Annotated in this window: 24 protein-coding genes; 16 read left to right on the forward strand and 8 right to left on the reverse strand. The window is 66.0% G+C overall.

Features of this window, described 5'->3' with window-relative positions:
* The 5 genes from EV191_RS06560 to EV191_RS06580 form a co-directional block, all read right to left on the reverse strand.
* Complete coding sequence (locus tag EV191_RS06560; RefSeq protein WP_132875851.1) at nucleotides 1–687, reverse strand: SDR family oxidoreductase; 687 nt, start codon at nucleotides 685–687, stop codon at nucleotides 1–3.
* A gap of 22 nt (nucleotides 688–709) precedes the next feature.
* Nucleotides 710–2,809, reverse strand: coding sequence for a PhoX family protein (locus EV191_RS06565; RefSeq protein WP_132875852.1), 2,100 nt, complete (start codon nucleotides 2,807–2,809; stop codon nucleotides 710–712).
* Nucleotides 2,810–2,912: 103 nt separating this feature from the next.
* Complete coding sequence (locus EV191_RS06570; RefSeq protein ID WP_165912839.1) at nucleotides 2,913–3,518, reverse strand: Uma2 family endonuclease; 606 nt, start codon at nucleotides 3,516–3,518, stop codon at nucleotides 2,913–2,915.
* 123 nt (nucleotides 3,519–3,641) lie between these two features.
* Nucleotides 3,642–4,733 (reverse strand): inositol-3-phosphate synthase, encoded by a 1,092-nt coding sequence (locus EV191_RS06575; protein WP_132875854.1) that lies wholly within the window; start codon nucleotides 4,731–4,733, stop codon nucleotides 3,642–3,644.
* 64 nt (nucleotides 4,734–4,797) lie between these two features.
* Nucleotides 4,798–5,385 (reverse strand): PadR family transcriptional regulator, encoded by a 588-nt coding sequence (locus EV191_RS06580; RefSeq protein ID WP_132875855.1) that lies wholly within the window; start codon nucleotides 5,383–5,385, stop codon nucleotides 4,798–4,800.
* 176 nt (nucleotides 5,386–5,561) lie between these two features.
* On the opposite strand from EV191_RS06580, the gene EV191_RS06585 reads away from it, so the two are divergent.
* The 8 genes from EV191_RS06585 (at nucleotide 5,562) to EV191_RS06620 (ending at nucleotide 14,776) form a co-directional block, all read left to right on the forward strand.
* Nucleotides 5,562–5,975, forward strand: coding sequence for a DUF5318 family protein (locus EV191_RS06585; protein ID WP_207894401.1), 414 nt, complete (start codon nucleotides 5,562–5,564; stop codon nucleotides 5,973–5,975).
* A 94-nt stretch (nucleotides 5,976–6,069) separates the two neighbouring features.
* Nucleotides 6,070–8,874, forward strand: coding sequence for a transglycosylase domain-containing protein (locus tag EV191_RS06590; RefSeq protein ID WP_132875856.1), 2,805 nt, complete (start codon nucleotides 6,070–6,072; stop codon nucleotides 8,872–8,874).
* A 142-nt stretch (nucleotides 8,875–9,016) separates the two neighbouring features.
* The gene (locus EV191_RS06595; RefSeq protein ID WP_165912841.1) at nucleotides 9,017–9,610 is read left to right on the forward strand and encodes a DUF3558 domain-containing protein; all 594 of its coding nucleotides are present in this window, start codon (nucleotides 9,017–9,019) and stop codon (nucleotides 9,608–9,610) included.
* A 244-nt stretch (nucleotides 9,611–9,854) separates the two neighbouring features.
* On the forward strand, nucleotides 9,855–10,337 hold the full coding sequence (locus tag EV191_RS06600; RefSeq protein WP_132875858.1) for a hypothetical protein: 483 nt from the start codon (nucleotides 9,855–9,857) through the stop codon (nucleotides 10,335–10,337).
* 2 nt (nucleotides 10,338–10,339) lie between these two features.
* Nucleotides 10,340–10,960, forward strand: a complete 621-nt coding sequence (locus tag EV191_RS06605) for a DUF3558 domain-containing protein (RefSeq protein ID WP_132875859.1) — start codon at nucleotides 10,340–10,342, stop codon at nucleotides 10,958–10,960.
* Nucleotides 10,961–11,025: 65 nt separating this feature from the next.
* Entirely contained in the window at nucleotides 11,026–12,321 is a 1,296-nt protein-coding gene (locus tag EV191_RS30810) for a hypothetical protein (RefSeq protein WP_165912842.1), read from the forward strand.
* A 58-nt stretch (nucleotides 12,322–12,379) separates the two neighbouring features.
* Nucleotides 12,380–13,162 carry an ESX secretion-associated protein EspG gene (locus EV191_RS06615; protein WP_132875861.1) on the forward strand — a complete coding sequence of 261 codons (783 nt, stop codon included), beginning with the start codon at nucleotides 12,380–12,382 and terminating at the stop codon, nucleotides 13,160–13,162.
* 36 nt (nucleotides 13,163–13,198) lie between these two features.
* Entirely contained in the window at nucleotides 13,199–14,776 is a 1,578-nt protein-coding gene (locus tag EV191_RS06620; protein ID WP_132875862.1) for a glycosyltransferase family 87 protein, read from the forward strand.
* On the opposite strand, the gene EV191_RS06625 is transcribed toward EV191_RS06620, so the two are convergent.
* Genes EV191_RS06625 through EV191_RS06635 form a run of 3 tightly spaced genes read right to left on the reverse strand, consistent with a single transcriptional unit; the run spans nucleotide 14,773 to nucleotide 18,263 of the window.
* Nucleotides 14,773–16,038, reverse strand: a complete 1,266-nt coding sequence (locus tag EV191_RS06625; protein WP_132875863.1) for an SGNH/GDSL hydrolase family protein — start codon at nucleotides 16,036–16,038, stop codon at nucleotides 14,773–14,775. The genes EV191_RS06620 and EV191_RS06625 overlap by 4 nt on opposite strands.
* A gap of 45 nt (nucleotides 16,039–16,083) precedes the next feature.
* Nucleotides 16,084–17,487 (reverse strand): glycosyltransferase family 87 protein, encoded by a 1,404-nt coding sequence (locus tag EV191_RS06630; protein ID WP_243658776.1) that lies wholly within the window; start codon nucleotides 17,485–17,487, stop codon nucleotides 16,084–16,086.
* On the reverse strand, nucleotides 17,484–18,263 hold the full coding sequence (locus EV191_RS06635; RefSeq protein ID WP_132875864.1) for a deoxyribonuclease IV: 780 nt from the start codon (nucleotides 18,261–18,263) through the stop codon (nucleotides 17,484–17,486). Before EV191_RS06635 ends, EV191_RS06630 begins: the two co-directional genes overlap by 4 nt.
* Before the next feature lie 155 nt (nucleotides 18,264–18,418).
* On the opposite strand from EV191_RS06635, the gene EV191_RS06640 reads away from it, so the two are divergent.
* The 8 genes from EV191_RS06640 to EV191_RS06675 all read left to right on the forward strand — a co-directional run bounded on the left by EV191_RS06640 (nucleotide 18,419) and on the right by EV191_RS06675 (nucleotide 24,690).
* On the forward strand, nucleotides 18,419–19,375 hold the full coding sequence (locus EV191_RS06640) for a hypothetical protein (RefSeq protein WP_132875865.1): 957 nt from the start codon (nucleotides 18,419–18,421) through the stop codon (nucleotides 19,373–19,375).
* Between the two features lie 118 nt (nucleotides 19,376–19,493).
* Complete coding sequence (rpsF, locus tag EV191_RS06645) at nucleotides 19,494–19,802, forward strand: 30S ribosomal protein S6 (protein WP_132875866.1); 309 nt, start codon at nucleotides 19,494–19,496, stop codon at nucleotides 19,800–19,802.
* 10 nt (nucleotides 19,803–19,812) lie between these two features.
* A complete protein-coding gene (locus EV191_RS06650) occupies nucleotides 19,813–20,301 on the forward strand; it encodes a single-stranded DNA-binding protein (protein ID WP_132875867.1) in 489 nt (162 codons plus the stop codon).
* Nucleotides 20,302–20,349: 48 nt separating this feature from the next.
* Nucleotides 20,350–20,586, forward strand: coding sequence for a 30S ribosomal protein S18 (gene rpsR, locus EV191_RS06655; protein WP_132875868.1), 237 nt, complete (start codon nucleotides 20,350–20,352; stop codon nucleotides 20,584–20,586).
* A 32-nt stretch (nucleotides 20,587–20,618) separates the two neighbouring features.
* Nucleotides 20,619–21,077 carry a 50S ribosomal protein L9 gene (rplI, locus tag EV191_RS06660; RefSeq protein WP_132875869.1) on the forward strand — a complete coding sequence of 153 codons (459 nt, stop codon included), beginning with the start codon at nucleotides 20,619–20,621 and terminating at the stop codon, nucleotides 21,075–21,077.
* Between the two features lie 623 nt (nucleotides 21,078–21,700).
* Nucleotides 21,701–23,092 (forward strand): replicative DNA helicase, encoded by a 1,392-nt coding sequence (gene dnaB / locus EV191_RS06665; RefSeq protein ID WP_132875870.1) that lies wholly within the window; start codon nucleotides 21,701–21,703, stop codon nucleotides 23,090–23,092.
* A 160-nt stretch (nucleotides 23,093–23,252) separates the two neighbouring features.
* Nucleotides 23,253–23,927 carry a hypothetical protein gene (locus tag EV191_RS06670; protein WP_132875871.1) on the forward strand — a complete coding sequence of 225 codons (675 nt, stop codon included), beginning with the start codon at nucleotides 23,253–23,255 and terminating at the stop codon, nucleotides 23,925–23,927.
* 85 nt (nucleotides 23,928–24,012) lie between these two features.
* Nucleotides 24,013–24,690, forward strand: coding sequence for a hypothetical protein (locus EV191_RS06675; protein ID WP_132875872.1), 678 nt, complete (start codon nucleotides 24,013–24,015; stop codon nucleotides 24,688–24,690).
* Nucleotides 24,691–24,697 lie beyond the last annotated feature (7 nt).

Here is a 24,697-nt window from a genome sequence, read left to right on the forward strand (position 1 = left end):
TCAGGGTGCCGGGCGGATGACCAGCTCGGTCTGGTGCGCATCCGGGGTGGCGAGTACCGCGCCGCGTACGGCCTCGGCAACCGATTCCGGGCGCAGCAGCCCCTTGGCCTCGTACTCGCGACCCTCCGCGGCGAAGACTTCGCGCTGCATCGCGGTATCGGTGCGTCCGGGATAGACGGTCGTCACCCGCAGCCCGTTCGCTGCCTCCTCCATACGCAGTACGTCGGCGTAGGCGCGCAGGGCGAACTTGCTGGCCGCGTACGCGCCCCAGCCTCCGCTCACGTTGATGCCCTGACCGGAATTGATCAGCACCACCTGCCCGCGCCGGACGCGCAGCGCCGGCAGCAGCAACCTGGTCAGTTCGGCGACCGCAACCACATTCAGCTCGAGCATCTGCCGCCACTGCTCGGCCGAGGTGGCATCGAGGTCGGCAAGCAGCACCGTGCCGGCCGAGTGCACCAGAACGTCTAGTTCGGACAGTTCGGCGGTTGCCTCGGCGAGCGCGGCCGGGTCGGTCAGTTCGACCGGCCACGGCCGCGCCGCCGGCAGCTCGCTGGCCAGCGCGTCCAGTGCGGCCGCATCCCTGCCGCCAAGCAGTAGCTCATGCGTGGGCGCGAGTACGCGGGCGGTGGCGGCACCTATTCCTCTGGTGGCACCGGTGATCAGCGCGACTGGTCTGCTCGTCATACCCCCACGATAACGACGCTACTCAGCTTGGCCAGACCGCGACCACCGATGGGCGAGGCTGGCTGTCCCCGCCATCCGGCCAGTGCGAGGTGGGAGCGGCCGCGCTTTCCGCGTTCTCCCCGGGGTGCTGCACGGAAACCAGCACGAAGTCGTCGCCGATCACCGGCCCGCAGGTTTCCGCGCCGACCGGCACGGTGAGGAACTGCCGCACTCTTCCGCGTTCCGGGCCGTCTACCGGAACCTGGAACAATCCGTCGTTCGAGCCGAGCTCGTTGCCGTCGGTGGATATCCACAGGTTGCCGGCCTTGTCGAAGGCGACGTTGTCCGGGCAGGAGATCGGGCTCACCTGGCTCTTGTCGTACCCGCCGAAGTAGCTGTCCTCGGCGTTCGGATCGCCGCAGACCAGCAGCAGTCGCCAGGCGAAACTCGTCGCGGTGTGGTCGCCGCCGTCCTCGTCCCACTCCAGGATATGCCCGTGCTTGTTACCGTTGCGCGGGTTTGGCTCATCGGCGGCCGCGGCGCCACTCGGGCCCCTGTCACTGTTGTTGGTGAGCGCGGCGTATATCCGGCCGTTCACCGGGTTCGGCTCGATGTCCTCCGGCCGATCCATCTTGGTGGCGCCCGCCTTGTCCGCGGCCAGCCTGGCGAACACGAAAACCTCTTCCACGCTGAAACCGTCTACAAAGGATTCTTCGGTGGAGGCGAGCGGCAGCCATTCGCCGGTGCCGTCGAACTGCCCGTCGGCAGGCAGCCGGCCGCTGCCGTCGATCTCGGCTTGCGGGCTGTTCCCGGTGAACCTCGCGACGTACAGGGTGCCCTCACTGAGCAGCTTCTTGTTCCGCTCGCGCGCGGCCTTACCCTCGCTATCGACAAAGGTGTTCTTCGAGACGAACTTGTAGATGTAGTCGAACCGTTCGTCGTCACCCATATACGCGACGGCCCTGCCGTCCTTGGCGATCTGGATGGTCGCGCCCTCGTGCTTGAACCGGCCGAGTGCGGTGTGTTTGACGGGAGTGGAGCGGGGCTCGCGCGGGTCGATCTCCACGATCCAGCCGAACCGGTTGAACTCGTTCGGTTCCTTGGCCAGGTCGAACCGGTCGTCGAAGCGTTCCCACTTCCGCGTGCTGGCAGCATCCGGCGTACCGTAGCGGGCTACCCGCTCGGCTTCGGTTGGATCGGTGATCGCGTCGCCGCCGGCGAAGTAGCCGTTGAAGTTCTCCTCGGCGGTGAGGATCGTGCCCCATGGGGTTACGCCGCCCGCGCAGTTGCCGATCGTGCCGAGGATCGTCGTTCCACTCGGATCGGCCGAGGTCCGCAGCAGGTCACTGCCGGCGGCCGGCCCGTCCACGGTGAACTCGCTGCGCGCGGTGAGCCGCCGGTTGAAGTACGGGTGCGGGACCGCGAGGAACTTGCCGCTGCGCTTGTCCCTGCGGACGAGTACCACCGAGAACCCATGCGCCGCCCAGGCAATCTTCACCTGCTCCTCGGTCGGGTTCTCCTCGTCGTAGTCGAGATGCATCTGCACCTCGGTGGTGTACTCGTGGTTCGAGCCCATCAACCAGCGGTCCCCGCCGACTGGTACCAGCCCGCAGAAGTCATTGTTGTAGCCGAACTGCTTTGCTTGTGCCGCGGCGGTTTGCCGGGTGAAATCGAACCTGGGCGCGCCGGGGAGCACCGGGTCGCCCCAGCGGATCAGCACCGACTGTTCGTAACCATCCGGGATCACCACCGCGTCTTCGGTGTTCGGCGCGACTGGCGTGAAGTTCAGCGCACCGGCCGGGTCAGCTGGATTAGCCGGATTAGCTGTGCTCGCCGGATTCGCTGGCGTGCGCGGCTGGGTTTGCGCGGCCGCGGTGCCGCCGAAGGCGGCGAGGCCGGCGCCGGCCGCGGCGATCACCGCGCCGGCCTTGAGTGCACCTCGACGGTCCACAATGGAGCGAACGACGTCGCCGAAGTACGCGTTGTCCGAAGTGTTCGGCGCTTCGTGTAGACAAGCGTCCGCGCAGCGGTACCGGCAGGTCACCGGGGAACGACCACCGGCGTGGTTGCCGGCGAACAACGGCAGCAGGCGACGCCGCGCGGGTTCGGGTGTGGTGGGCACGCAGACCTCCAGATCAGCCATTCGGGGGATAAGGCGAACCTAGAACGCGGAAGCGAAGCCCAGCCGGTCTACCGGTAAACACTGGACGAACAGGTCAGGTGGGTTCACCCGGAGGCGCGGGTGTTCAGGGCTCGAGCAGCTCGGCCGGGTCAAAGTCCAGGCTCAGTGGCTCGTCGACGCGGAAGCGCCCACCCGCACTAGCAGCGGTGTGCCGTACGTACCGGCCATCGTCCAGCCGATACAGCCGCAGATCCGCGGATCTACTCGGATAGTCCAGCTCAACGAGCAGGTACCAGGAAATCCCGGCGCTGGCGCACAGCTCCGGTTTGGACACCCGATCCCTGCGCACACTCACCGGGGAGACGAACTCGACCGATAGCAGCACATCGGCCGGGTCGACCCAGGTCACGCCGCATGCCGGGGCGCGAAGCAGCACAAGATCCGGCTGAATCCAGGTGTCCGGCGTGAACCGTAGATTGACTTGCAGATACGGATAGCAGCCGGCGGCGAGCGCTCCGGCGCGCAACCGCACGAACAGCTCGCCCTCGCCGTGTGAATTGGTGGTCCCCTCGGCGGGACTCATGATCAGATTTCCCCCCACGCACTCGTATTTTCGCGCGTGCGTATGAGGGATTGGTAGGTATCGCTCGGCCAGCTCGGTGTTCCACATCCCGTAGAACTCGACGAGCGGGTCGAAGCCGGACGGTGTGGTCACCGGATCGACCGCCATACTCCCCCTTGATTCCGCCGACCGATGTCGTGGGATCCCGTTTGTCTCGAGTATGCCGGGACGCCACGACATCGGCTAGGCGTTGAACTGGGCGGATGGCGCTTTCGTACTACTAATTCACGCTCAGCGCTCGACCTCGCCGGCGATGAACTGCTCGACGGCCTGGTATGCGACGGAGTCGGTGTACTGCTCGGGCGGCGACTTCATGAAATAGGCGGCCGCGGACAGGATCGGGCCACCGATCCCGCGGTCCTTGGCGATCTTCGCGGCGCGCACCGCGTCGATGATGATGCCGGCCGAGTTCGGCGAGTCCCAGACCTCGAGCTTGTATTCCAGGTTCAGCGGCACATCGCCGAAGGCGCGCCCTTCCAGCCGAACGTAGGCCCATTTGCGGTCATCCAGCCACTGCACGTAGTCCGATGGCCCCACGTGCACGTTGCCCTTGCCGAGATCGCGGTCGATCTGCGAGGTCACGGCCTGCGTTTTGGAGACCTTCTTGGACTCGAGGCGCTCGAGCTCTTTCATGTTCAGGAAGTCCATGTTGCCGCCGACGTTCAGCTGCATGGTGCGATCCAGCTGTACCCCGCGGTCCTCGAACAGTTTGGCCAGCACCCGGTGCGTGATGGTCGCGCCGACCTGGGACTTGATGTCATCACCAATGATCGGTACCCCGGCGGACTCGAACTTCGCGGCCCATTCCGGGTCGGAGGCGATGAACACCGGCAGCGCGTTGACGAAGGCCACGCCAGCCTCGAGCGCGCACTGCGCGTAGAACTCGACGGCCTGCTGCGAGCCCACCGGAAGGTAGGTGACCAGCACATCCGCCTCGGCTGCGCGCAGCGCCTCGACGACGTCCACCGGCGCCTCATCGGCTTCCTCGATGGTCTCGCGGTAGAACCGGCCAAGCCCGTCGTAGGTGTGCCCACGCTGCACGCTCACCCCGAGCGGCGGTACATCGCAGATCTTGATCGTGTTGTTCTCGCTGGCCACGATCGCCTCGGAGAGGTCCCGGCCGACCTTCTTGGCATCCACGTCGAACGCGGCGACGAACTCCACGTCCCGCACGTGGTAGTCGCCGAACTGCACATGCATCAAGCCAGGGACGCGGGTCTCCTTGTCGGCCTCGCGGTAGTAATGCACGCCCTGCACCAGGGACGCGGCACAGTTACCGACGCCAACGATGGCCACCCGAACCCTGCTGTGCTGCTCGCCCATGCCGGATTCTCCTCACTCGTTCTACTTGTCTGTGGGTGTTCCCGACCGCACTGTCGGTTACTGATCACTCATCTCGATCACGTTGTTCGGCCTGCTCATGCGCGATCAGCTCGTTCAGCCAGCGAACCTCGCGCTCACTGCTTTCCAGGCCCATCCGATGCAGTTCCCTGGTGTAGCGGTCGATCTGTTCGCTGCGCCGGGAGAGCGAGGCGCGCAAGCCCTCCCTGCGTTCCTCCACCCGCCGCCGGCGGCCTTCCAGAATGCGCATCCGTACATCGGCTGGCGTGCGGGAGAAGAACGCCAGGTGCACGCCGAAGCCCTCGTCCTCCCACGCCTGCGGACCGGAATCGGCGATCAGCTCAGCGAACCGCTCCTTGCCGTCCGCGGTGAGCTTGTACACCCGCTTACCACGCCGCGCCCAGGTGCCTTTCTGTGTCCGAGCGGTCGCACCGCGCGCCCGCTCGTCGACGTCCGGCTGTTCGGCGGCCTCTTCCGCGATCAGCCCAGCCCGCAGCAACCGGCGTAGCGTCGGGTACAGCGAGCCGTAGGAAAACGTGCGCAGGGTGCCCAGCGTCTCGTGCAGCCGCTTACGCAGCACATATCCGTGCATCGGCGCCTCGTGGAGCAGGCCGAGGATGGCGAACTCGAGCATCGCTATCCCCTCAAATCGTGCGACTGATATGTCTGAGCAACCTACCGGGCCACTATATCGCACCGATACATCGCGCGCATGAACGTTCGCCTGATTCCATCGTTATGCCCGGTTTATCCCCGCTGCTGCGCCAAACGGCCCCGCACGGGGGTGGCGCGAACACGTACCCTGATGGCGTGCGGACTCAGCGGCAGATCGTGGACTACGCGTTGCGGCGCAAAGCGCTGCTCAGGCGATTCCACGCGGGCCTCGTCGAGACCGAGGAGGTCTGTGACGCCGGGCCCTACCTGCGCCGCGCGGCGAAGTTTCACGGGCAGCCGACCGAAACCACCTGCCCGGTTTGCCGGAAAGAACTCCTGACCGAAGTGTCCTGGATATATGGGGATGAGCTAAAACACGCTGCCGGTTCGGCGCGTACGCCAGATGAATTGGCCAAGATGGCCAACCTTTTCGAGGAGTTCAACGTCCATGTAGTCGAGGTGTGCCGTAGCTGCGGCTGGAACCACCTCGTACAGTCATACGTCTTGGGAACGCATGGCGTGCGGCCGCACCGATCGCGCTCCCGGTCCCGGAGGACAGCGGCAGAGTGATCGTGCGGAGTCGTGTACTACATCGACCGAACACGGCCTGGCGGCGGGGCGCCGGTCCGAGTGAGCCCTTCTCGTGGATAGGCATAGGCACAGCGTGAACGACTATGGACGTCGGCGGCGTCACGGGCGCCCCGAATCGGACGACGACCTGGCGGCACGGCAGCCACAATGGCCGGGGGAGCAGGAACAGCCCGAGCCACAGGAGAGCACCGGCCATTGGAGCCCGGTGTTCGACGACGATGACGAGGTGCCCCCGGCGCCGCGTGCCAACCAGCCGAACCGACCGCCCGGCCAGCAGGGCGGGCTGAGCAGCCGACTGGAAGGCGGCGGCCCGCCTGGGCCACCGCCCCCACCCCAGGGTCGTCCACCACAGGGCCGTCCGCCCCAGGGTCAGTCACCACAGGGCCAGTCACCCCAGAGCCAGTCGCCCCAGGGCCCCCCGCCAGGTATGGGCACACCACCAGGAATGGGTACCCCGCCAGGCGGGCCATCCCGTCCAGGGCCGCACATGGTCGACCGGCCGACCGAGCTACTTCCGCCGATTCAGTCGGAGTTCGGTGCCGCACCCGAATCATCCGGTTTGGGCAGGGAACCCGAGCTACTCACGCATTCGTTCAGCCGCGCCGAGTCCAACCGCGAGCAGCCGACCGAATGGGATGACGAGTGGGATGACGAGGACGACGATCCGGACGATGATCCCGAGGTGACCGACGAGGAACGCGCCAAGCGCAAGAAGAAGGTGTGGCGGCGCGTCCGGCGCACCATTTACGTGCTCGCGGCGCTGTTCATCCTCGGCCCGCTCGCTGCTTTCGGAATCGCTTACATGCTGGTTGACGTGCCGACTCCGGAGGAGGTCGCGGCGCAGCAGAGCCAGGCGGTGACGCTGCAGTATTCCGACGGTTCGGAGATGAGCAAGATCATCCCGGATGAGGGCAACCGGACGATCGTGCAACCGGACGATATTCCGGAGCACGTGAAGCAGGCCGCCTACGCGGCCGAGGACGCGAGCTTCGAAACCAACGCGGGTTTCGACATCAAGGCGATCTTCCGTGCGGCGTGGAACCAGGTGAGCGGCGGGGTCGGCGGTGGCTCCACGATCACCCAGCAGTACATCAAGAAGGCCACCGAAAACGAGGAGTACTCGTACCAGCGCAAGGCGCTGGAGGTGGTGAAGGCCTTCAAGATGAACAACGAGCAGAGCAAAGAGGAGATCATCACCGCGTACCTGAACACCATCTATTTCGGCCGGGGGGCCAATGGTGTGCAGGCCGCGGCGAAGGCGTGGTTCAACAAGGACATCGGCGATGTGAACCCGTCCGAGGCCGCGCTGCTCGCCGGGATGATCCAGTCGCCTGGCCGGGCCGATGACGAGGAGTACCAGCAGCAGCGCTGGAAGTACGTCATTGGCCAGATGGTCGACAAGGGCTGGCTGACCCCGCAGGAGGGCAAGGCGGAGTTCCCGAAGATCATTCCCGCGGAACAGGCGCGGCAGAACCTGAACCGTGCGCAGGGCCCGGAAGGGTTGATCGAGCGGCAGGTGCTCAGGGAACTCGAAACCAAGGCTGGCATGGATGAGTCGCAGGTGCAGACCGCTGGGCTGACCATCAAGACGACCATCGATCCGAAGGCACAGCGCGCCGCGACCGAAGCGGTGAACGAGGTGATGGCGGATCAGCCGGAGAACCTGAAGGAAGCGCTGGTCGCGGTCAATCCGAAGACCGGCGGGGTGATGGCCTACTACGGCGGGGAAAGTGCCACCGGGCTCGACTACGCACAGTCGATGCAGGAACCCGGATCGTCGTTCAAGCCCTTCGACCTTGCCGCCGCGCTGAAGATGGGCCACGGGTTGGGGGAAACCTACGACGGTTCCTCGCCGCGCACCATCGCCGGCACCGAGGTCAGTAACTCGGAAGGCGTGGACTGCGGGGAATGTTCGGTGGCCACCGCGATGGAGCGGTCGATCAACACGGTGTTCGTCGATATGGCGGTGAACACCACGGGTACCCGCGCGGTCGCCGATGCCGCGCACGAGGCTGGCATTCCGAAGGAGATCAACGGCAAGAAGACGCTGGAAGGCGCGAACGGTGGCGCGCCGGACGCGAACATCGCCATCGGCGGTGGGCTGACCCAGGTGCGCACGATTGATATGGCCTCGGCCTATGCGACCTTCGCCGCGGCCGGCGAGTACCGCACGCCGCATCTGATCGATGAGGCGAAGAACTCGGAGGGTCAGGTCGTGCACGTCGGCGAGTCCGACGCGAAGCCGGCCTTCGACCAGAACGCGGAGAAGAGCAAGCAGATCGCGGGCAACGTGACCAACTCGCTCGAGCCGGTGGTGCCCTACTCGAGTTTGGCCTGCCCTGGCGACTGGGACTGTGCGGGTAAGACCGGTACCCACCAGTACGTCTCGCCGGACGGGGAGAAGACGAGCCAGAACGCGAAGGCGTGGATGGTCGGCTACACGCCGTCGATTTCCTCGGCGGTATGGGTTGGCGCGGATCAGAACGAACCGATCGTCGACGCGGCCGGCGCGAATATCTACGGGTCCGGGCTGCCCGGGTCGATCTGGCAGTCGTTCATGGAGACGTACCTTGCCGATAAGCCGGGCGAGCAGTTCGAGGACGTCGAACCGATCGGCACGTATGCCGAGGCCGGCGCGGAGTACACCCCGGAGAGCACGGAGCCGAGCCTGCCGCCGAGCACCAGTTCGGCCCCGCCCCCGACGACGTCCTCCGAAGCGCGGCCCAGCCGCGACGTGGCGCCGACCTCGGAGGCGGAGCCGCCGCCGTCCGGTGAGCCGCCGCCGAGCGACGACGAACCGCCGACCGGTGGTGGTGACGACAGTCCGCCGATCATCGGCCCGGATCGAGGCGGCTCGGATCGAGGCGCGGAGCCGTAGTCGGGCTGACTCCCTTTGGGGCTTGGGGTCCCGTTCCGGACGCGGTAAATGTTCGGAATGGGACATACCGGGTCGCGAGCGGTGTTACGGTGCTGACCGTCCGTAACAGCCCAGCGACCAGTCAGGTTTATCGATGCCGTCGATGCGTGAGTGGATCCTGCCGGTAGTGCTCGCCGTTGGCGTGGTTGCCGGCTGCACCGAAGCCGAATCCGGCGAAGCCGCGCCCGCGCCGGAGAGCTCTTCCGCCGATGGCTCCACGGAAGACGGCGCGCCCAAGGTGGAGAACCCGCTGGATACCAGCGCCTACCAGCAGGACCCGTGTAGCTCGCTGAGCTCGGCACAACTACAGGAACTCGCCCTCGATCAGGGCAAACCCAGCGAGAACGACTCCGCCGGCCCGAACTGCTTCTGGCGCAACAACGAAGCGCGGTCCATGGCGTCCATTGCCTTCGTAACAGCTGGCAATAATGGGATCAGCGATGTTTATGCCAACCGGGAAAACAACGCTGTTTTTGAAGAGCTCCCCGCCATTGAGGGCCACCCGGTAGTGGCCTACGGCTCAGTTAAGGGTGAAATCGAAAGGGGTTACTGCACCCTTGCCGTCGGCGCTACCGACGAGCTCTTCTTAAGTATTAGCGTGAGAGTGTCCCGTGCAAATATCGGCCAAGACGATCCATGCGAATCGGCACAACGAGTCGCCGAGATGATGATCGAGACTATGCGCAGCGGTCAGTAACGCTCCGCCACGGAGCGGAGTTACCGCTCGACCGATCGGCAGATACGTGACGCTCGATACGCCGGTCAATCCGAGGGAACCTAGACAGGCGCCCGGGCCGTCCGATATACGAAAAGGGACGAGTCACTCACCCGTAGCGGTTTCCGCGGAATCCTCGGAAACCGAGCACACCGGATCGCGCCCGGTGTTACGGTCGTGACCGCACGTGCCCGATACGTGCAACTCATGTCGCGAGGAGGGGAACATGAGCCAGCCAGGCCCGAACCCGGAGACTGCCGCGCTGGGCGCCGCCGCGGGTGCCGCGCCCACGGTAGGCGCCGCTGTCGGCGCAGGGGCGATCGGCGTGGGTGCGATGAACGCACTCGGCGCGGTCGTGAACCAGGGGAGCGGCGGTGGCGAAGGCGGCGGCCGCTTCGAATACACCGAAGAACAACTCCGCTCCATCAAAAAACGCTGGGAAGACCTCGCAGAGGACTATGACGCGGACGTCCTACGTGCAGGACCGCTCACGCAGATCGAAGGACCTGGCGACGAGTACGTCAGTGCCCGTTATGCCCTGGCGGCCAATGCAGCTGGACAGAAGGTCATCGACTCGCTGATCGAACGCCGGAACTATTGCCGAGCGCAAGCACGTAAATGCGCGGAGGCCCTCGGCGAGTACGTCGAGACCGAGGACGAGGCAGCCCGTGAGATGCGCGGCCAGGACGATAAGGGCGGCCCGCTGTAACCATGCGCACGTGGACACTGCTACCCGCACTCCTGGCCGCCAGCGCGCTGCTCGTCGGCTGTTCCGACACTGAAACCGGCGAGGCCACTCCGGCCGCGACCGAAAGCTCGCCAACCAATAGCTCTCCCAGCGAGAACGGGACAGCGCCCGGCGGTGCCCCCAAGGTGGAGAACCCACTGGACACCACCAAGTTCCAGCAGGACCCGTGCAACACGCTGACCTCAGCACAGCTACAGGAACTCGTTCTCGATGAGCCAGGCGAACCAGATGATGCCGAAGCCGGACCGAATTGCATCTGGCGAAATAGCGAAGCGCAGTCCAGAGCATCCATTGTGTTTGTGACAGCCGGCAACCACGGAATCAGCGACGTCTACGCGAACAGGGACACCAACCCCGTATTCGAAGAGCTCCCCGCCATCGAAGGGCATCCGGTGGTCGCCTACGACGCCGTTGAGGGCGAACACGAAAAGGGCTACTGCACCCTCGCTGTCGGCGCCACCGACCAACTCTGGCTCAGCATCGGCGTGAAGATATCCGATGCAACCGTAGGCCAGCGCGATCCTTGTGTTGCTGCACAGGGAGTCGCCGAAATGATGATCAACACGATGCAGGGGGGATCCTGATGTCATCGCCAGTCTCGAATTCGCCGAAGGACGTTTTCAACGCTACTATCGGCCCAATTTTCAGTATGACACCGAGCCAGATCTACGATCGCGTACATAACGGCCCAGGCGCCGGCTCACTCGGTGAAGCTGAGGGCATGGGTAGTGAGATCGCCAGCAGCGAGGGTGAGCGGGTTGGCAAGATTCAGCAGCTGAAGGCCGAAATCGAGTCTGGTTGGCAGGGCAAGGCTGGTGCGGGCGCGGCAGGGGCCGCGGCGCCACTGGCGGAATCGGCACAGCAAGGCGCTAACCAGCTCGGCAAAGCGCAGAGTATTCATACGATGCAGCGGGATGTATTCGACAACACCAAGAACTCAGTGATTCAGATCCCGGAGAACCCGCCGGAACCGAATTTCATCGATCAGGTATTCCCGTTCGCCACCGACCACGCACAAAAGGCGGCGGATTACCAAGCCAAGGCCGAATACAATATGCAGGTCTTCGAGAAATACGAAGGCACCAGCAGTTCCAGCCAGGACACCCTGCCAACGGAATACGGTCAGCTACGCGATCCCGGCGGCGAGATCTCAATGGTGGACAGGGACGGCGGTAGCGGCTACCCCGATCAAGGCCGCAGCAACACCCCGCCGCCGGGTATGGGCAACCCCGGCTCGAACCCGGGCACCGGCAACCCCGGCACGGGCAACCCGGGCACCGGCAACTCGCCCGGCTACAGCGGCTTCAGCGGGAACACCCCAGGCAGCTCACCAGGTAACCCCGGCATCGGCACCACACCGGGCAGCGACAGCCCCGGCAGCACGGTGCCGGGCAGCACCACCCCAGCCGGCTACGCCCCGCCCGGCAGCCCTAGCTACAACCCGGCCGCGAGCGCAAATCCCGGCGCGGGCAGCGGGCCAGGCGGTATGGGCTTCGGGCCGGTTGGCGGCGGGACCGGCTTCGGCGGCGGAGCCGGCGGTAGCAGCACCGGAAGTGGTATCGGCACAGGCGCGGGCAGCGGACTCGGCGGCGGCCGACTTGGCGGCGGCACCGGCGCTGGTGCCGGTGCGGGTGCGGGTGGTTCAGCCGGCAGTGGCGCGGGTGCCGGACAGCCCGGCGCGGGCGCACGCACCGGTGCAGGCCCGCTCGGTGCAGGTGGTGCCGGCGCGGCCGGCGGCGGTGGCCTCGCAGCCGGTGGCCTCGCAGCCGGTGGACCAGCTGGCGGACGCGCCGGCGGCATGCCGATGGCCGGCGGCATGGGCGGCGGCCGCGGCCAGGGCGGCGAGGATGAGGAGCACCAACGCGCGTCCTTCCTGGTCGAGCCGGACGCCGAAGGCGTATTCGGCACCGACCAGCTGACCGCGCCGCCGGTCATCGGCGAGTGACCGGCGAGGTCCCGCGGATCGGGGCGCACAATTTCCAGCACAGTCCGACGGGGGCGGGATGGCGCACGGGGAGCTAACGCTCGACCTGCTCACCTTTCTCATGGTGTATCGCAGGGAAACCAGGCAACGGCCGCACCTCGTTTTCGCCGGCGGGGACCGGTACTTCCCGCTGGAGAACCGCGCGGGCGCGATGCAGGCACTGGACGACGAGCTGCACCAGCTCGGCCTGCTGGACGGGACTCGGTTACAGCCAGACTTCCAGGACACCCTCGGCCTGCTCGCCAACGCACGCGTGGAGTTCTTCGGCTGGGTACAACACGAGCAGTCGAACTTCGCGGTGCTCGCCGCATCGGTCGGCAAGGAGGCGCTGCTGGCCACCCGGACCGGTGAACAGGTCTGGCTGAAGCCCGGCAAGGTGGAAAACCCCGGCGAGCTCGCCGGGCAGCTGGTCACCCTGCTGCCCAAGGTGAACCCCGCGGATATCCGGCCGTTCGCCGTGAACGAGGCCGATCTCGCCTCCGTGGGCGCCACCGCCAACCAAGGCTCGCTGCTGGACCGCCCCCGATCCGCCCAGGCCATCGAACTGCGCCAGCTGGAAGACCTGTTCAAACTCCGCCGCTCCGGCGGCGGCGCGCTGTATGCCGCCATCCGCGACCAGCAGGGAAACCGCCACCAGGTCGAGGACAAACTGGACTACATCGACACCGTGAACGGCAGGGTGCTCAGCTTCTTCACCGGGGACGGACAGGCTCGCGCACGCAAGACGCGCACCCTGAACATCGCGCCGGGCTCACCCAAATGGCTCAGCGACAAGCTCGCCACGCTGCCAAGCGGCCGGTAACCGCCGGCTAACCCACGCCCGCGTAGCATCCCCGCCGTGTCCAGCGAGCAACCAACCGAGGCGGCAGAACCGGCGGTTTCGCTGGACGAGCAGGATCGCGTGCTACCGAGCAAACAGGAGCCGCTGGTCCGTGCGGCAAGCGCGCCAATCGGCGGACCGGTCGGCGAGCACGCCACCATCGGCAGGCAGTGGTTCTGGACACCGCTGCGCGTCGGCCTACTGCTGTGCATGCTCACCCTGATGCTCAGCTGGTTCGGCAAAGCCAGCTGCATCCAGGAGTTCACCAACGCGCAGGGCCAGGCCGAGCTGGATTGGCGCTCCGAACGGCAGTACGTCGCGATGTGCTACTCCGATGTGATCCCGCTGTACAGTGCGGAGAAACTGGACCAGGGCGCCTTCCCGTACAAGACGAAATGGGTGGAGACGCACGACGGCGTCAGCCAGGACCGGTACATGGAGTACCCGGTACTCACCGGCCTTTTCCAGTGGGTCAACGCGAAACTCACCGATGCCTGGCTCTCCGGCGCGCAGGCCGGCTGGTTGCCCGGCGCCCTGCCGGTCGCCATCTACTTCAACATCACCGCGTTCTGGCTCGGCCTTGCGTGGCTGGCCACGGTATGGGCGGTAGCCCGCAGCAACCCTCGACGACCATGGGATGCCGCGCTGGTCGCGCTCTCCCCGCTGGTCCTGGTGCACGCCTTCACCAACTTCGACACTATTGCCTGCGCGCTTGCCGCCGCGGCGGTACTCGCCTGGTCGCGAAAACGCAGCTATACCGCCGGTTTGCTGCTCGGACTCGGCGCGGCGGCCAAACTGTATCCACTGTTCCTGCTCGGCCCATTACTGATCCTGTGTCTGCGCGCGGGGAAACTACGCGAGTTCGGCCGCACCGCGGGCACCGCGCTGGCCACCTGGATCGTGGTGAACCTGCCAATTGCCCTGCTGTACCCGGCCGGCTGGCGAGAGTTCTTCCGGCTGAACGCCGAGCGACCAGCCGACCCCGACTCGATCTACAACGTGATCTCCGGGCTCACCGGCTGGGCCGGTTTCGACGGGGAGCTAGGCACCGGGGAAAGCCCGGTACTGCTGAACACGATCAGCGCCGTACTTTTCCTCGCCTGCTGCGCGGCCATCGGATTCATCGGCCTTTCCGCACCCACCCGGCCCCGGCTTGCCCAACTCGGCTTCCTGGTACTTGCCGCCTTCCTGCTGACGAACAAGGTATGGAGCCCGCAGTACTCGCTGTGGTTGGTACCGCTCGCGGTACTTGCCTTGCCCCGCTGGCGCATCCTGCTCGGCTGGATGCTGCTGGACGCGCTGGTCTGGGTACCGCGCATGATGATGTACCTCGGCGTGGACAACAAGGGCCTGCCCGCGGAATGGTTCCTGAGCACCGTGCTGGTCCGCGACCTCGCGGTAGTTGGACTCTGCGCGCTGATCGTCTACGAGATCTACCGGCCGACCGAGGATCTGCTGCGCGCGAGGACCGAGGACCGCTGGATCGGCAGGCACAGCCGCGCCGCCGCGGCGCCGAGCGACCCGACAGGTGGGGTACTCGACGGCGCGCCGGATGCCTTCCGGCTCGACCTCCGGCGCGTCAGATCAACCGGTTAGGTCAGGCGCTCGAGGTTGATCGCGTCGGCCATCGCTCGATAACCGGCGTCGTTGCAGTGCATATGGTCGCCGAAGTCGAATTCCGGCCGCATGGCGAGTGGGTCATTCGGATCCAGAATCGCCTTGTCGAAATCGGCGACCGCGTCGAACACCCCGCCGTGTAGCACGAATTCGTTGATTTCCTGACGTTCCCGCTCGGTTTCCGGGTTGTGCGTACCCCAGTACTTGAACGGGGTGATCGTGGTGCCAACTACCCGGATGTCGTTGTCGTGACAGCGCGACACGATCCGGGTGAACTGCTCGATCACGCGCTGAGCGGTATTCGGCACCTTGGGCGGCTGCTGCAGGTCGTTCAACCCGTGCGCGACGATCAGCGTGCGCACTCCCGCACGGTCGATCACATCGCGCTGTAGCCGCTCGAGGCCGACCTTCCCCGCCCCCTCATGCCCGTAGTTGTTCGAGTCGACCAGCAGCCGGTTCGCGCTCACTCCCGCGTTGTACACGCCCATCTGCTGCTTCGGCGCCATGTCGATCAGCCGCCGGCCGAGGTAGTCCGGCCAACGAGCGTTGCCGCCCATGGTCGAACCGGCGCCATCGGTGCTCGACCCGCCGAAGGTGGCGACCGCGCCAGCGGCCTGCGGCGCGTACACCGCGACCTCGGTGACGTAGCGCCACCAGGAGTTCTGCTCGGTGAACCGATCGGCGCGCGGATCATCCGCGAAATCCTTGCCCTCGGCCATGTAGTTGAACTGGACGGCCATCGGGTGGTAGCTGACCGGTCCGGAACCACCGGTGGCATAGGTGGTGACCAGCAGGTTCGCGTTATGCGGCAGCTCGAGGTCGACCTTGTCGCTCCACACCTCGGTGCCCGGCTGGATCACCACCGCCTGGGCACCATCGAAAGTCGCCGTGCGCATGGATTCCGGCCGCGCTTCCGGGGAGTTCGGCTCCGCCTGGATGGCGACGGTCACATGTTTGAGCTCGAGCGGATCTTTACCGTACAAATTGGACATCCGGACCCGTACCGCGCTGCCGCCGAGGCTGATCTGCAACAGGTTACGGATCGACTTGAACGGGTACCCCTTGCTGGTGTCCGGCTCCGGCCCGCCGGCAGGTGCGCCCCAGCTCGCCACCCAACCATCCGGCAAACCCCCCGGGCGTTCCTCGCCCTCAGCCGCCTTTTCCCATGGTGTGCACGAGGTGACCACCGCACCCGCCGTGACCGCCATGCCCGCGGCGAACAAGCCACGCCGAGAGATCATCACCGCATCCAAACCTGTAGCAAAGCCGGAAACCCCACAGGCATGTTAATGGGCCGGCTCCGACCCACCGCGCCCGCCAGTCTTGGACCCGGCAATATGCCTGGGTAGCGGCGGTTGCTCGGCGAAAGTGGGTTGCGCGCGCAGAAACACCAGGAACAGCGCCACCAGCAAAGCCGCCCGCCCCCATACGCCGATCATCACGGCCTGCGCGGCAAACCCGTCCGAAATGCCGAAGCCGGTGCCGTCCTGCAACAGATAAAACCAGCGGAACACACCGATCCCCATCGCGAGATCCGCGACGAGATAGCTCGCTATCCAGCCCCAGTGCACCCGCAACAGCACGAACATGGGCAGCAGCCAGAGCGCGTACTGCGGCGAATGCACCTTGTGCAGCAGCAGGAACGCACAGAGCATCGCCGCGAACACCGGCAGCCACGGGTAACTACCGGTGGCCAGCGATCGGCGCCAGCCAAGCAGGCAGGCCAGCGCGAACGCGGCCACCATCAGCACGGGCGAGAGCACTCCGACCAACGTCGGATAGAACTCGTTCGTGGCTTCCGAATCCGGCCGAAATGCCCAGTACCACAGTGAATTCGAGGTCACATCGGCTTCGCGGGCAAACTGGAACACGAACGACGCCCGCCAGCCGGCAAATCCGGCCAGCGCGAACGGCAGGTTCACCAGCACCACGGTGCCGACCGCGGCACCGACTACGCGCAGCGCGGGCCGCAGCCGGTTCCCGCGCGCCAGCTCGGCGCCGGCCCGCCCCCCGGTGAGCACGTACAGCGCCAGCGGTAACACGCCGAGCAGCGGGTACACCTTCACCGCGAACCCGAGCCCGAGCAATACCGCCGCCCAGCTGGCACGTTGCTCGAGTGGCCGCGGCAACCGGTAAAGCAGAAAGACCGCACCGACGACACAGGCGACCGCGGGCAGATCCCAGTTGTGGAAGGCGTAGAGCACCAGCGGCGGACCGAGCGCCCACACCAGCGCTCGCCAGCGGGACAGCTTGCCGAGTAGCCAGGCAACCAGCAGACCGAACGGAGCGAGCAGCAACGTGGAGCCGAGTAGGAAGCCCGCATCGGTTTGCGCGAAGGTGGCGCCGAGCCAGATCAGCATGCCGGTGAGCACCGGGTACTCCACGGCACCGCCGGTCAGCTCACCGTCGGCGGTGATATCGCCATGCACGTAAGGGAAGACGTGCTCGTTCACTTCCCTGCCAAGCCATAGGTACTGGATGTCCGAATAACAGACCTGCGCCCAGCTGCGCAGCTGATAGTCCGGCTGGGAGCGCCCCTGATCGTCGAACCACGGGCCGGTGCACCGGTTCTTGTTCAGGAAACCGGCGGCCAGTGTGAGGCCGCAGAGCAGCACGACTACCGCAAGAACCCAGCGGCCAAGGCGTGCCCGACCGGGGCTCGCGGCGGTACCGACCGGGCCTGCGGTCAACCCGCCACTGCCTCGCGAAGAAAGGCGATATCGGCTGCCTGGCCATCCGGCGGAGTTTCCACCACGGCCGGCGCGTTTGCCTTGCGGAGTACCTCGGCCAACAGCTGCGGATCGATCGTCGCGGCCGAACTGCCAACCACGTTCGCATGCCGGTCGCGCCCTGAGCCGAACTCATCGCGGGAGTTGTTCAGATGCACCAGGTCGATCCGTCCGGTGATCGCCCGAACCCGGTCGACCACATCGATCAGCTGCTCGCCCGCGGCGAAAGCGTGGCAGGTGTCCAGGCAGAATCCGGCGCCGAACTCGCCGACCGCGTCCCATAACCTGTCCAGCTGATCGACGAACCTGGCCATCGCGAAATCCCCGCCAGCGGTGTTTTCGATCAGAATGGGCACCGCGAATCCGCCCTCGGCATGCTGGCGCTCGAAAAGTTTCCGCCAGTTCGTCACGCCGGCTTCGGGGTCCTCGCCCTGGCGCACATGCCCGCCGTGCACCACCAGACCACGCGCGCCAACCGTCGCCGCGCCTTCCGCGTGCTGAATCACCAGCTTTCGGCTGGGAATGCGAATCCGATTGTTCAGCGAGGCAACGTTGATCATGTACGGCGAATGGATGAACACCGCGAGATCACCCGCAAGCAGCTCCTCGGCCTGCGGATGCGGTTTCGGTGCCTGCCAGCTCTGCGGATCGGCGAGAAAGAACTGCACCGCATCCGCCGCTCGTTCGCGCGCGGCGCCGACCGGATCACCATCTTTGACATGCGCACCGATCTGCATAACAGCTAAGCGTAATAGGTATCTAACCCGAATCGGATGCGCTCGGTATTCTGCGTCACTACACTTCAGTAGGCTCGTTATACCTGTCAGTCACGGGTAGCTGGATCTGCCATGGATAACTGGACTGGCTGACCGCAGGTCGAGGGGAATTAGGTATGCGCAGAGCACGTAGGGCCATCGCCGCGGGCGCGGTCGGGTTCCTTGCCGCAGGCATCCCGGTGCTGGTGACCTCGGGCGGAACAGCCATGGCCGCGCCGGCGCCGATCATCGTCGGCGAATGCGGTGCCACGGTGCAGGGCAAGCCCGGTCAGCCGATTGCGCTGGACGTCGGCGCCGCGATGGGCAAGGAGCCCGGTTCGCTCGGCACCGTCGCGCTCGGCACCGTCCAGGACGGCAACCGCACCATTGGCCTGCCGGTGGCCGAGATCGTTGACGGGCTCGGCGGCCTGACCTCGCCGATTCCGATCGTCGGCGATCTGGTCAACGGGCTGCGCGGCCTGGTTGGCGGCGTCTGCAACGTCACCACGGACGTGGTGAACACCGCGGCCAAGCCGGTGCAGAGCGCCGCAAGTCCAGTAACCAAGCCCCTCGGCGATGTGGCCGAGCAGGGGCTGAACGCGATCGACCCACCGCAGGAAAGTGGACCCGGCCCGAACCAGCCGGCGCCGGAGAACCCGGGGCCAAACCAGCCTGGCCCGAACCAGCCACCCGGCCAGGACTCGCTGCGGCCGGTGCTGCCCACGCCGGACGGCGGGCTCAGCGAGGGCCTGGACGCGCAGGGCCTGCAGGACTTCACCGCGAGCTTCGGTTACTCACCGATGACCGACTACAGCTCGCTGCCGTTCGACAGCGCCGGTCTGTACGCGCCCTCGCCTGGCGTCCGCTACGGCGGGCAGGTGCCCGGTTTCGCGCCCGAGTTCGGCATCCTCGGCGAGGAGGGCAACGGCAACGGGCAGGACAAGGAAAGCGTGCGTAACGCGGGACAGGCGCAGGCGGTCCAGGCACCGACCGAGAACAACGTGACGCTTCCAGTGCTACTCGGCGCACTGCTGCTGACCGGCGTACTCGCCGGCCTGGTCCGAACCTGGGTACTGCGCCGCACCGCCGGCTGAACAACACAATCCGGGGCGGCGCGCTGAGACGCCAGCCACGGTTGGTAGCCTTGACCGGTTGACCCTCCTGTCGCGGATGGACCGCGGCCGTACAGCCCATAGGAGGTGAGTGGTCTTCATGCGTCATTACGAGGTAATGGTCATCCTCGAGCCCAGCCTGGACGAGCGCAACGTCGCACCGTCGCTGGAGAAGCACCTGAACGTGATCCGCCAGGAAGGCGGCGACGTGGAAAAGGTGGACGTCTGGGGCAGGCGCCGGCTTTCCTACGAGATCAACAAGCACGCCGAAGGCATCTACGCCGTCGTCGACTTGAACTCGGAGCCGGCCACGGTCAAGGAGCTTGACCGGCAGCTTTCGCTGAACGAGACCGTGCTGCGCACCAAGGTGGTACGGCGTGACCCGAAGCGCGCGGGCGCGCGTCGCTGAGGCCTAACTGATGGCAGGCGAAACGATCATCACCGTGGTCGGCAACCTCACCGCCGACCCCGAGCTGCGATTCACTCCGTCTGGTGCGGCGGTCGCGAACTTCACGGTCGCGTCCACGCCGCGCACCTTCGACCGCCAGTCCGGCGAGTGGAAGGACGGCGAGGCACTGTTCCTGCGCTGCAATATCTGGCGGCAGGCGGCCGAGAACGTCGCCGAATCCCTGACCAGGGGAACCCGCGTCGTCGTACAGGGCAGGCTGCGCCAGCGCTCCTTCGAAACCAAGGAAGGCGAGAAGCGCACCGTTGTCGAACTCGAGGTTGACGAGATCGGCCCGAGCTTGCGCTACGCCACAGCCAAGGTGAACAAGGTCAGCCGTGGCGGCGGTAGCGGCGGCTTCGGCGGTGGAGGTGGCGGTGGCGCCGCCCCTGCCGACGACCCGTGGAGCTCGGCCCCGCCAGCCGGCGGTGGCGGGGGCTTCAACGACGAGCCGCCGTTCTGATCGCGCCCTAACCCCAGACCACAACACACGTTCCACAGGAGTTAAACAGTGGCCAAGCCACCGATTCGCAAGCCGAAGAAGAAGGTTTGCGCATTCTGCAAGGACATCAGCGCGGATATCGACTACAAGGACACCACGCTGCTGCGCAAGTACATCTCGGACCGCGGCAAGATCCGCGCTCGCCGGGTGACCGGTAACTGCAGCCAGCACCAGCGGGATGTCGCGGTCGCGGTGAAGAACGCGCGCGAGATGGCGCTCCTTCCGTACACCTCCACCGCTCGCTGAGCCGACGTTTCGGGCTGATCGGAGAACACGATATGAAGCTCATCCTCACTACCGATGTGAGCGGCCTCGGCGGTCCCGGAGACATTGTCGAGGTCAAGGACGGCTACGGCCGTAACTACCTACTGCCCCGTGGGTTCGCCATCGTGGCGACCAAGGGGGCAGAGCGTCAGGTCGCCACGATCCGCAGGGCGCAGGAAACGCGGCGGATCCGCGATCTCGACCACGCCAGGGAAGTCAAGGCCCAGCTGGAAGGCCTCGGCGGTGTTCCGCTGAGCAAGAAGGCGGCCAGCAACAGCGGCAAGCTGTTCGGCTCGGTGACCACCAACGACGTGGCGAGCGCGATCAAGGCCGCGGGCGGTCCGCTGCTGGACAAGCGCAGCATTGACATCCCGGGGCACATCAAAACGGTGGGCAAGCACAAGTTCGCCGCACGGCTACACCCAGAGGTGACCGTGAACCTGGAACTTCAGGTCACCGCACTGCCGCAGTAGTAGCAGCACCCTTCAGGGCGCCGTTCGCCAAGCTTGGCGGGCGGCGCCCTGTTGTGTTCCACCGTTATGTGCCACTTGCTCGGCGACTCGACGCATAGTCGAGCCACCGGTCCATTCGGTCGATGCACATGTGGTCGACGAAACTCCGCATATCGCCCCGGTCGGCTTACTTCGAACGATGCCTTGACTACTCGATCGGGCAGCGTTGATCGCTTGGGGACAACTCTGGGTAGACACACTTTCGACACGCCCAGCCGGTCGAGTTTGGCCGACACGCCGGCGCGGCCAGAAGTATTTTCTTCCACAGCCTATACACAGAGCCTGAACTGCGATTTTACTGTCGGCATATCGCTCCATCCCCAAGTTGTCCCCAGCTTCAGAAGCGCTTGTGGTTAGTTGCCCCAAGCCATCAACAAGTTATCCACAAGACCGTCCCCAGTCCCATTTGCGCTGCTCCGGACGAGCGATCTAACGTCCCGTCGGCGAGACCGGCACGGGCCGATCGGCATGTGACGAAATTGCTCGCCGACACCTTGGAAACACCCGCCGGAAATGCCCGCGGGAGCCAGCGACAACTGATAAGATCGAACAGGCGTTCGAACATGGGGAGGAGGTCCGGCGCGGTGGCGGTGACGGACGATCGGAGTTTCGCTCGACCCGCGGAGGCGAACGGCGATCGGCAGGGCGGCGGTTTCGACCGGCAGCCACCTCAGGACCTCACCGCCGAGCAGTCCGTGCTCGGCGGGATGATGCTCTCCAAGGACGCGATCGCCGACGTCGTGGAAGTCCTCCGGCCAGGTGACTTCTACCGCCCAGCACACCAGGCCGTCTACGACGTCGTGCTCGACCTTTATGGTCGCGGTGAACCTGCCGACCCGGTTACCGTTTCCGCTGAGCTAGAGCGGCGCGGCGAACTTGGCCGGGTCGGCGGTGCACCGTATCTGCATACCCTGATCGCCACCGTGCCCACGGCCGCGAATGCCGGCTACTACGCGGAGATCGTCGCGGAGAAGGCGGTGCTGCGGCGGTTGGTCGAGGCCGGCACGAAGATCGTGCAGTCCGGCTACGCCGCGGGTGACGGCAGCGATATCAACGAGGTAGTGGACCGGGCGCAGGCGGCCATCTACGAGGTTACCGAGCGGCGCACCAGCGAGGACTACCTCGCGCTCGAAGAGCTGCTGCAGCCCACGATGGACGAGATCGACGCGATTGCCTCGCGGGGCGGGCAGTCGCAGGGCGTGCCGACCGGGTTCATGGATCTGGATGGCGTCACCAACGGCCTGCACGCCGGCCAGATGATCATCATCGCCGCCCGGCCGGGTATCGGTAAGTCGACCCTTGGGCTGGACTTCGCTCGGTCGTGTTCGATCACGCACGGCATGAGCAGCGTGATCTTCTCGCTGGAGATGAGTCGCACGGAGATCGTGATGCGCATGCTCTCCGCGGAGGCGAAGATCCGCTTGCAGGACATGCGCGGTGGCCGGATGTCCGATGATGACTGGACCAGGTTGGCCAGGCGGATGAGCGAGATCAGCGAGGCACCGCTGTTCGTCGATGACTCACCGAATATGACGATGATGGAGATCCGCGCCAAGGCCCGGCGGCTCAAGCAGCGGCACGATCTACAGCTGATCGTGGTGGACTATATGCAGCTGATGACCTCGGGTAAGCGGGTGGAGTCAAGGCAGCAGGAAGTTTCCGAGTTCTCCAGGCAGCTGAAGCTACTCGCCAAGGAACTCGAAGTCCCGGTGATCGCGATCAGCCAGCTGAACCGAGGGCCGGAACAGCGCACCGACAAACGACCGATGCTCGCCGACCTGCGTGAATCGGGTTCGCTTGAGCAGGACGCCGATATCGTGCTGCTGGTACACCGGCCGGACGCCTTCGAACTGGACGATCCACGCTCCGGCGAGGCCGATCTGATCCTTGCCAAGCATCGTGCCGGGCCGACCAGCACGGTGACCGTCGCCCATCAGCTGCACTACAGCCGCTTCGCCGACCTCGCGCAGGGGTAGCGGATCCCACGGGCTGGCCGTCGAAGATCGACATGCCGCTGCCGGTCCGGGTCCGTCCAGGCGCTAGGCTCGTACTGCGCTGTTCGGGCGGTTTGCGCCCGCCGCATTCCGTTTCGTCGGGTTACCGTCGAAGATCAGCTCATGTCCCGAAGGTCTGCCGATGCCTGAATCCCGCAGCCGGTTGGCCAGTTTTTCGCTCACCAAGAGCGGGCTGATCGCCGTTGCGGTACTGCTGGTTTTCGTGGCCGGTTTCGCCGGTGCCGGCCAGCACGACGCGGACCGCGCGGGTACGTCGGCGAGTAATTCGGTGATGGGCACCGCGTACACCACCTTGAGCCCGCAGCTGCGCGGCCGGGTGACCAAGAGCCAGGACGCCGCGCAGGACGGCCGGCAATACCAGGCCTGGCAACAGATCGGGATGCGGCTGATCAGTTCGCGCACCGAACGCGCTGGTTCCTGCACGGCGAACTCCTACGGGCGGCTGCAACGGTTCTTTCAGCGGACTCCCTGCCAGGATCTGGACCGGATGGTGCTGCGGCTGCGCGATCCGCGCGGTAGCCAACTCAACGTTGCGGTCTCCTGGATCCGCATGCCGAATCCAGCGCTGGCGCGCGAACTGCGGGCGCTCGCCGATGCCGAGGACGCCGGCAATGTGGCACCGATCGGCAGCACCGGGCCGTATATCAGCGGCGCGCAGGCGATCGGCGTGCACCACCAGTCGTTGCGCAATGGCACCCACGTGGTGCTCGCCGAAGCGGCACCGGGGGATGCGCTTGGCGACGCCGAACGGATGCGCGCGGCCACCAAGGTGGCGGTAACCCTGCCCGAACCGTAACCGGGCGTTACGGGACTACTGCGCCATTCGCGGGTTACCCGGGCAAAACGGCCCGCCGGCCGGCTAGGGCTCGGACGATGGGCGGATGCCCGAGTTTCGCAGCCGCCCTGATGGTTCGAAGTACCCGATTACCCCTCGCAAAGGCGGCACGATCGTCGCGGCGGCGGCACTTGGCGGAGTTGTCGCGGTCAGCAGTGGGGTCGGCGGCTTTGGTACCGGAGCGGCCGGCGGCAATGCGACCGGCGCAGCCGAGTCGGTACTCAGTCCCGCGCTTCGCGCGAAAACCACGAAGGCAAGCGATTTCACCAAGCGCAACCAGCCGAAGCGCGCCTGGCGACAGCTTGGCCTGCGTACCTTGCGCGACCAGCTGCACGAGGCCGCGTCCTGCGTTGCGTATTCCTATGGCCAGGTCCAGAACTTCTTGCAACGGACGCCATGCCGAGAACTCGACCGCATGCTGCTGCCATTGGTCGACGCGGATGGCAACCGGCTGAACGTTGCCGTCGCCTGGGTACGGATGCCGACAAGGGGGAGTGCTCGCGAGCTTCGCGCACTGACCGATACCGACGGCACCGGCAACATCGCCCCGATCGGCAGTACCGGACCATCGCTTGCCGGCACCGAACTGACCGGCGAGCATTACGCGTCCCGCCGGTCCGGATCGCGCACCGTGATAGCCGAGGCAGCAAGTAGCGACCCAGCGGTCAGCTCCGCGATCCTGCAGGCCACTACCGAAGTCGCGGTGTACCTGCCGCCGCCATGACAACCGC

This window comes from Tamaricihabitans halophyticus, assembly GCF_004340875.1.
Taxonomy (GTDB): Bacteria; Actinomycetota; Actinomycetes; order Mycobacteriales; family Pseudonocardiaceae; genus Tamaricihabitans; species Tamaricihabitans halophyticus.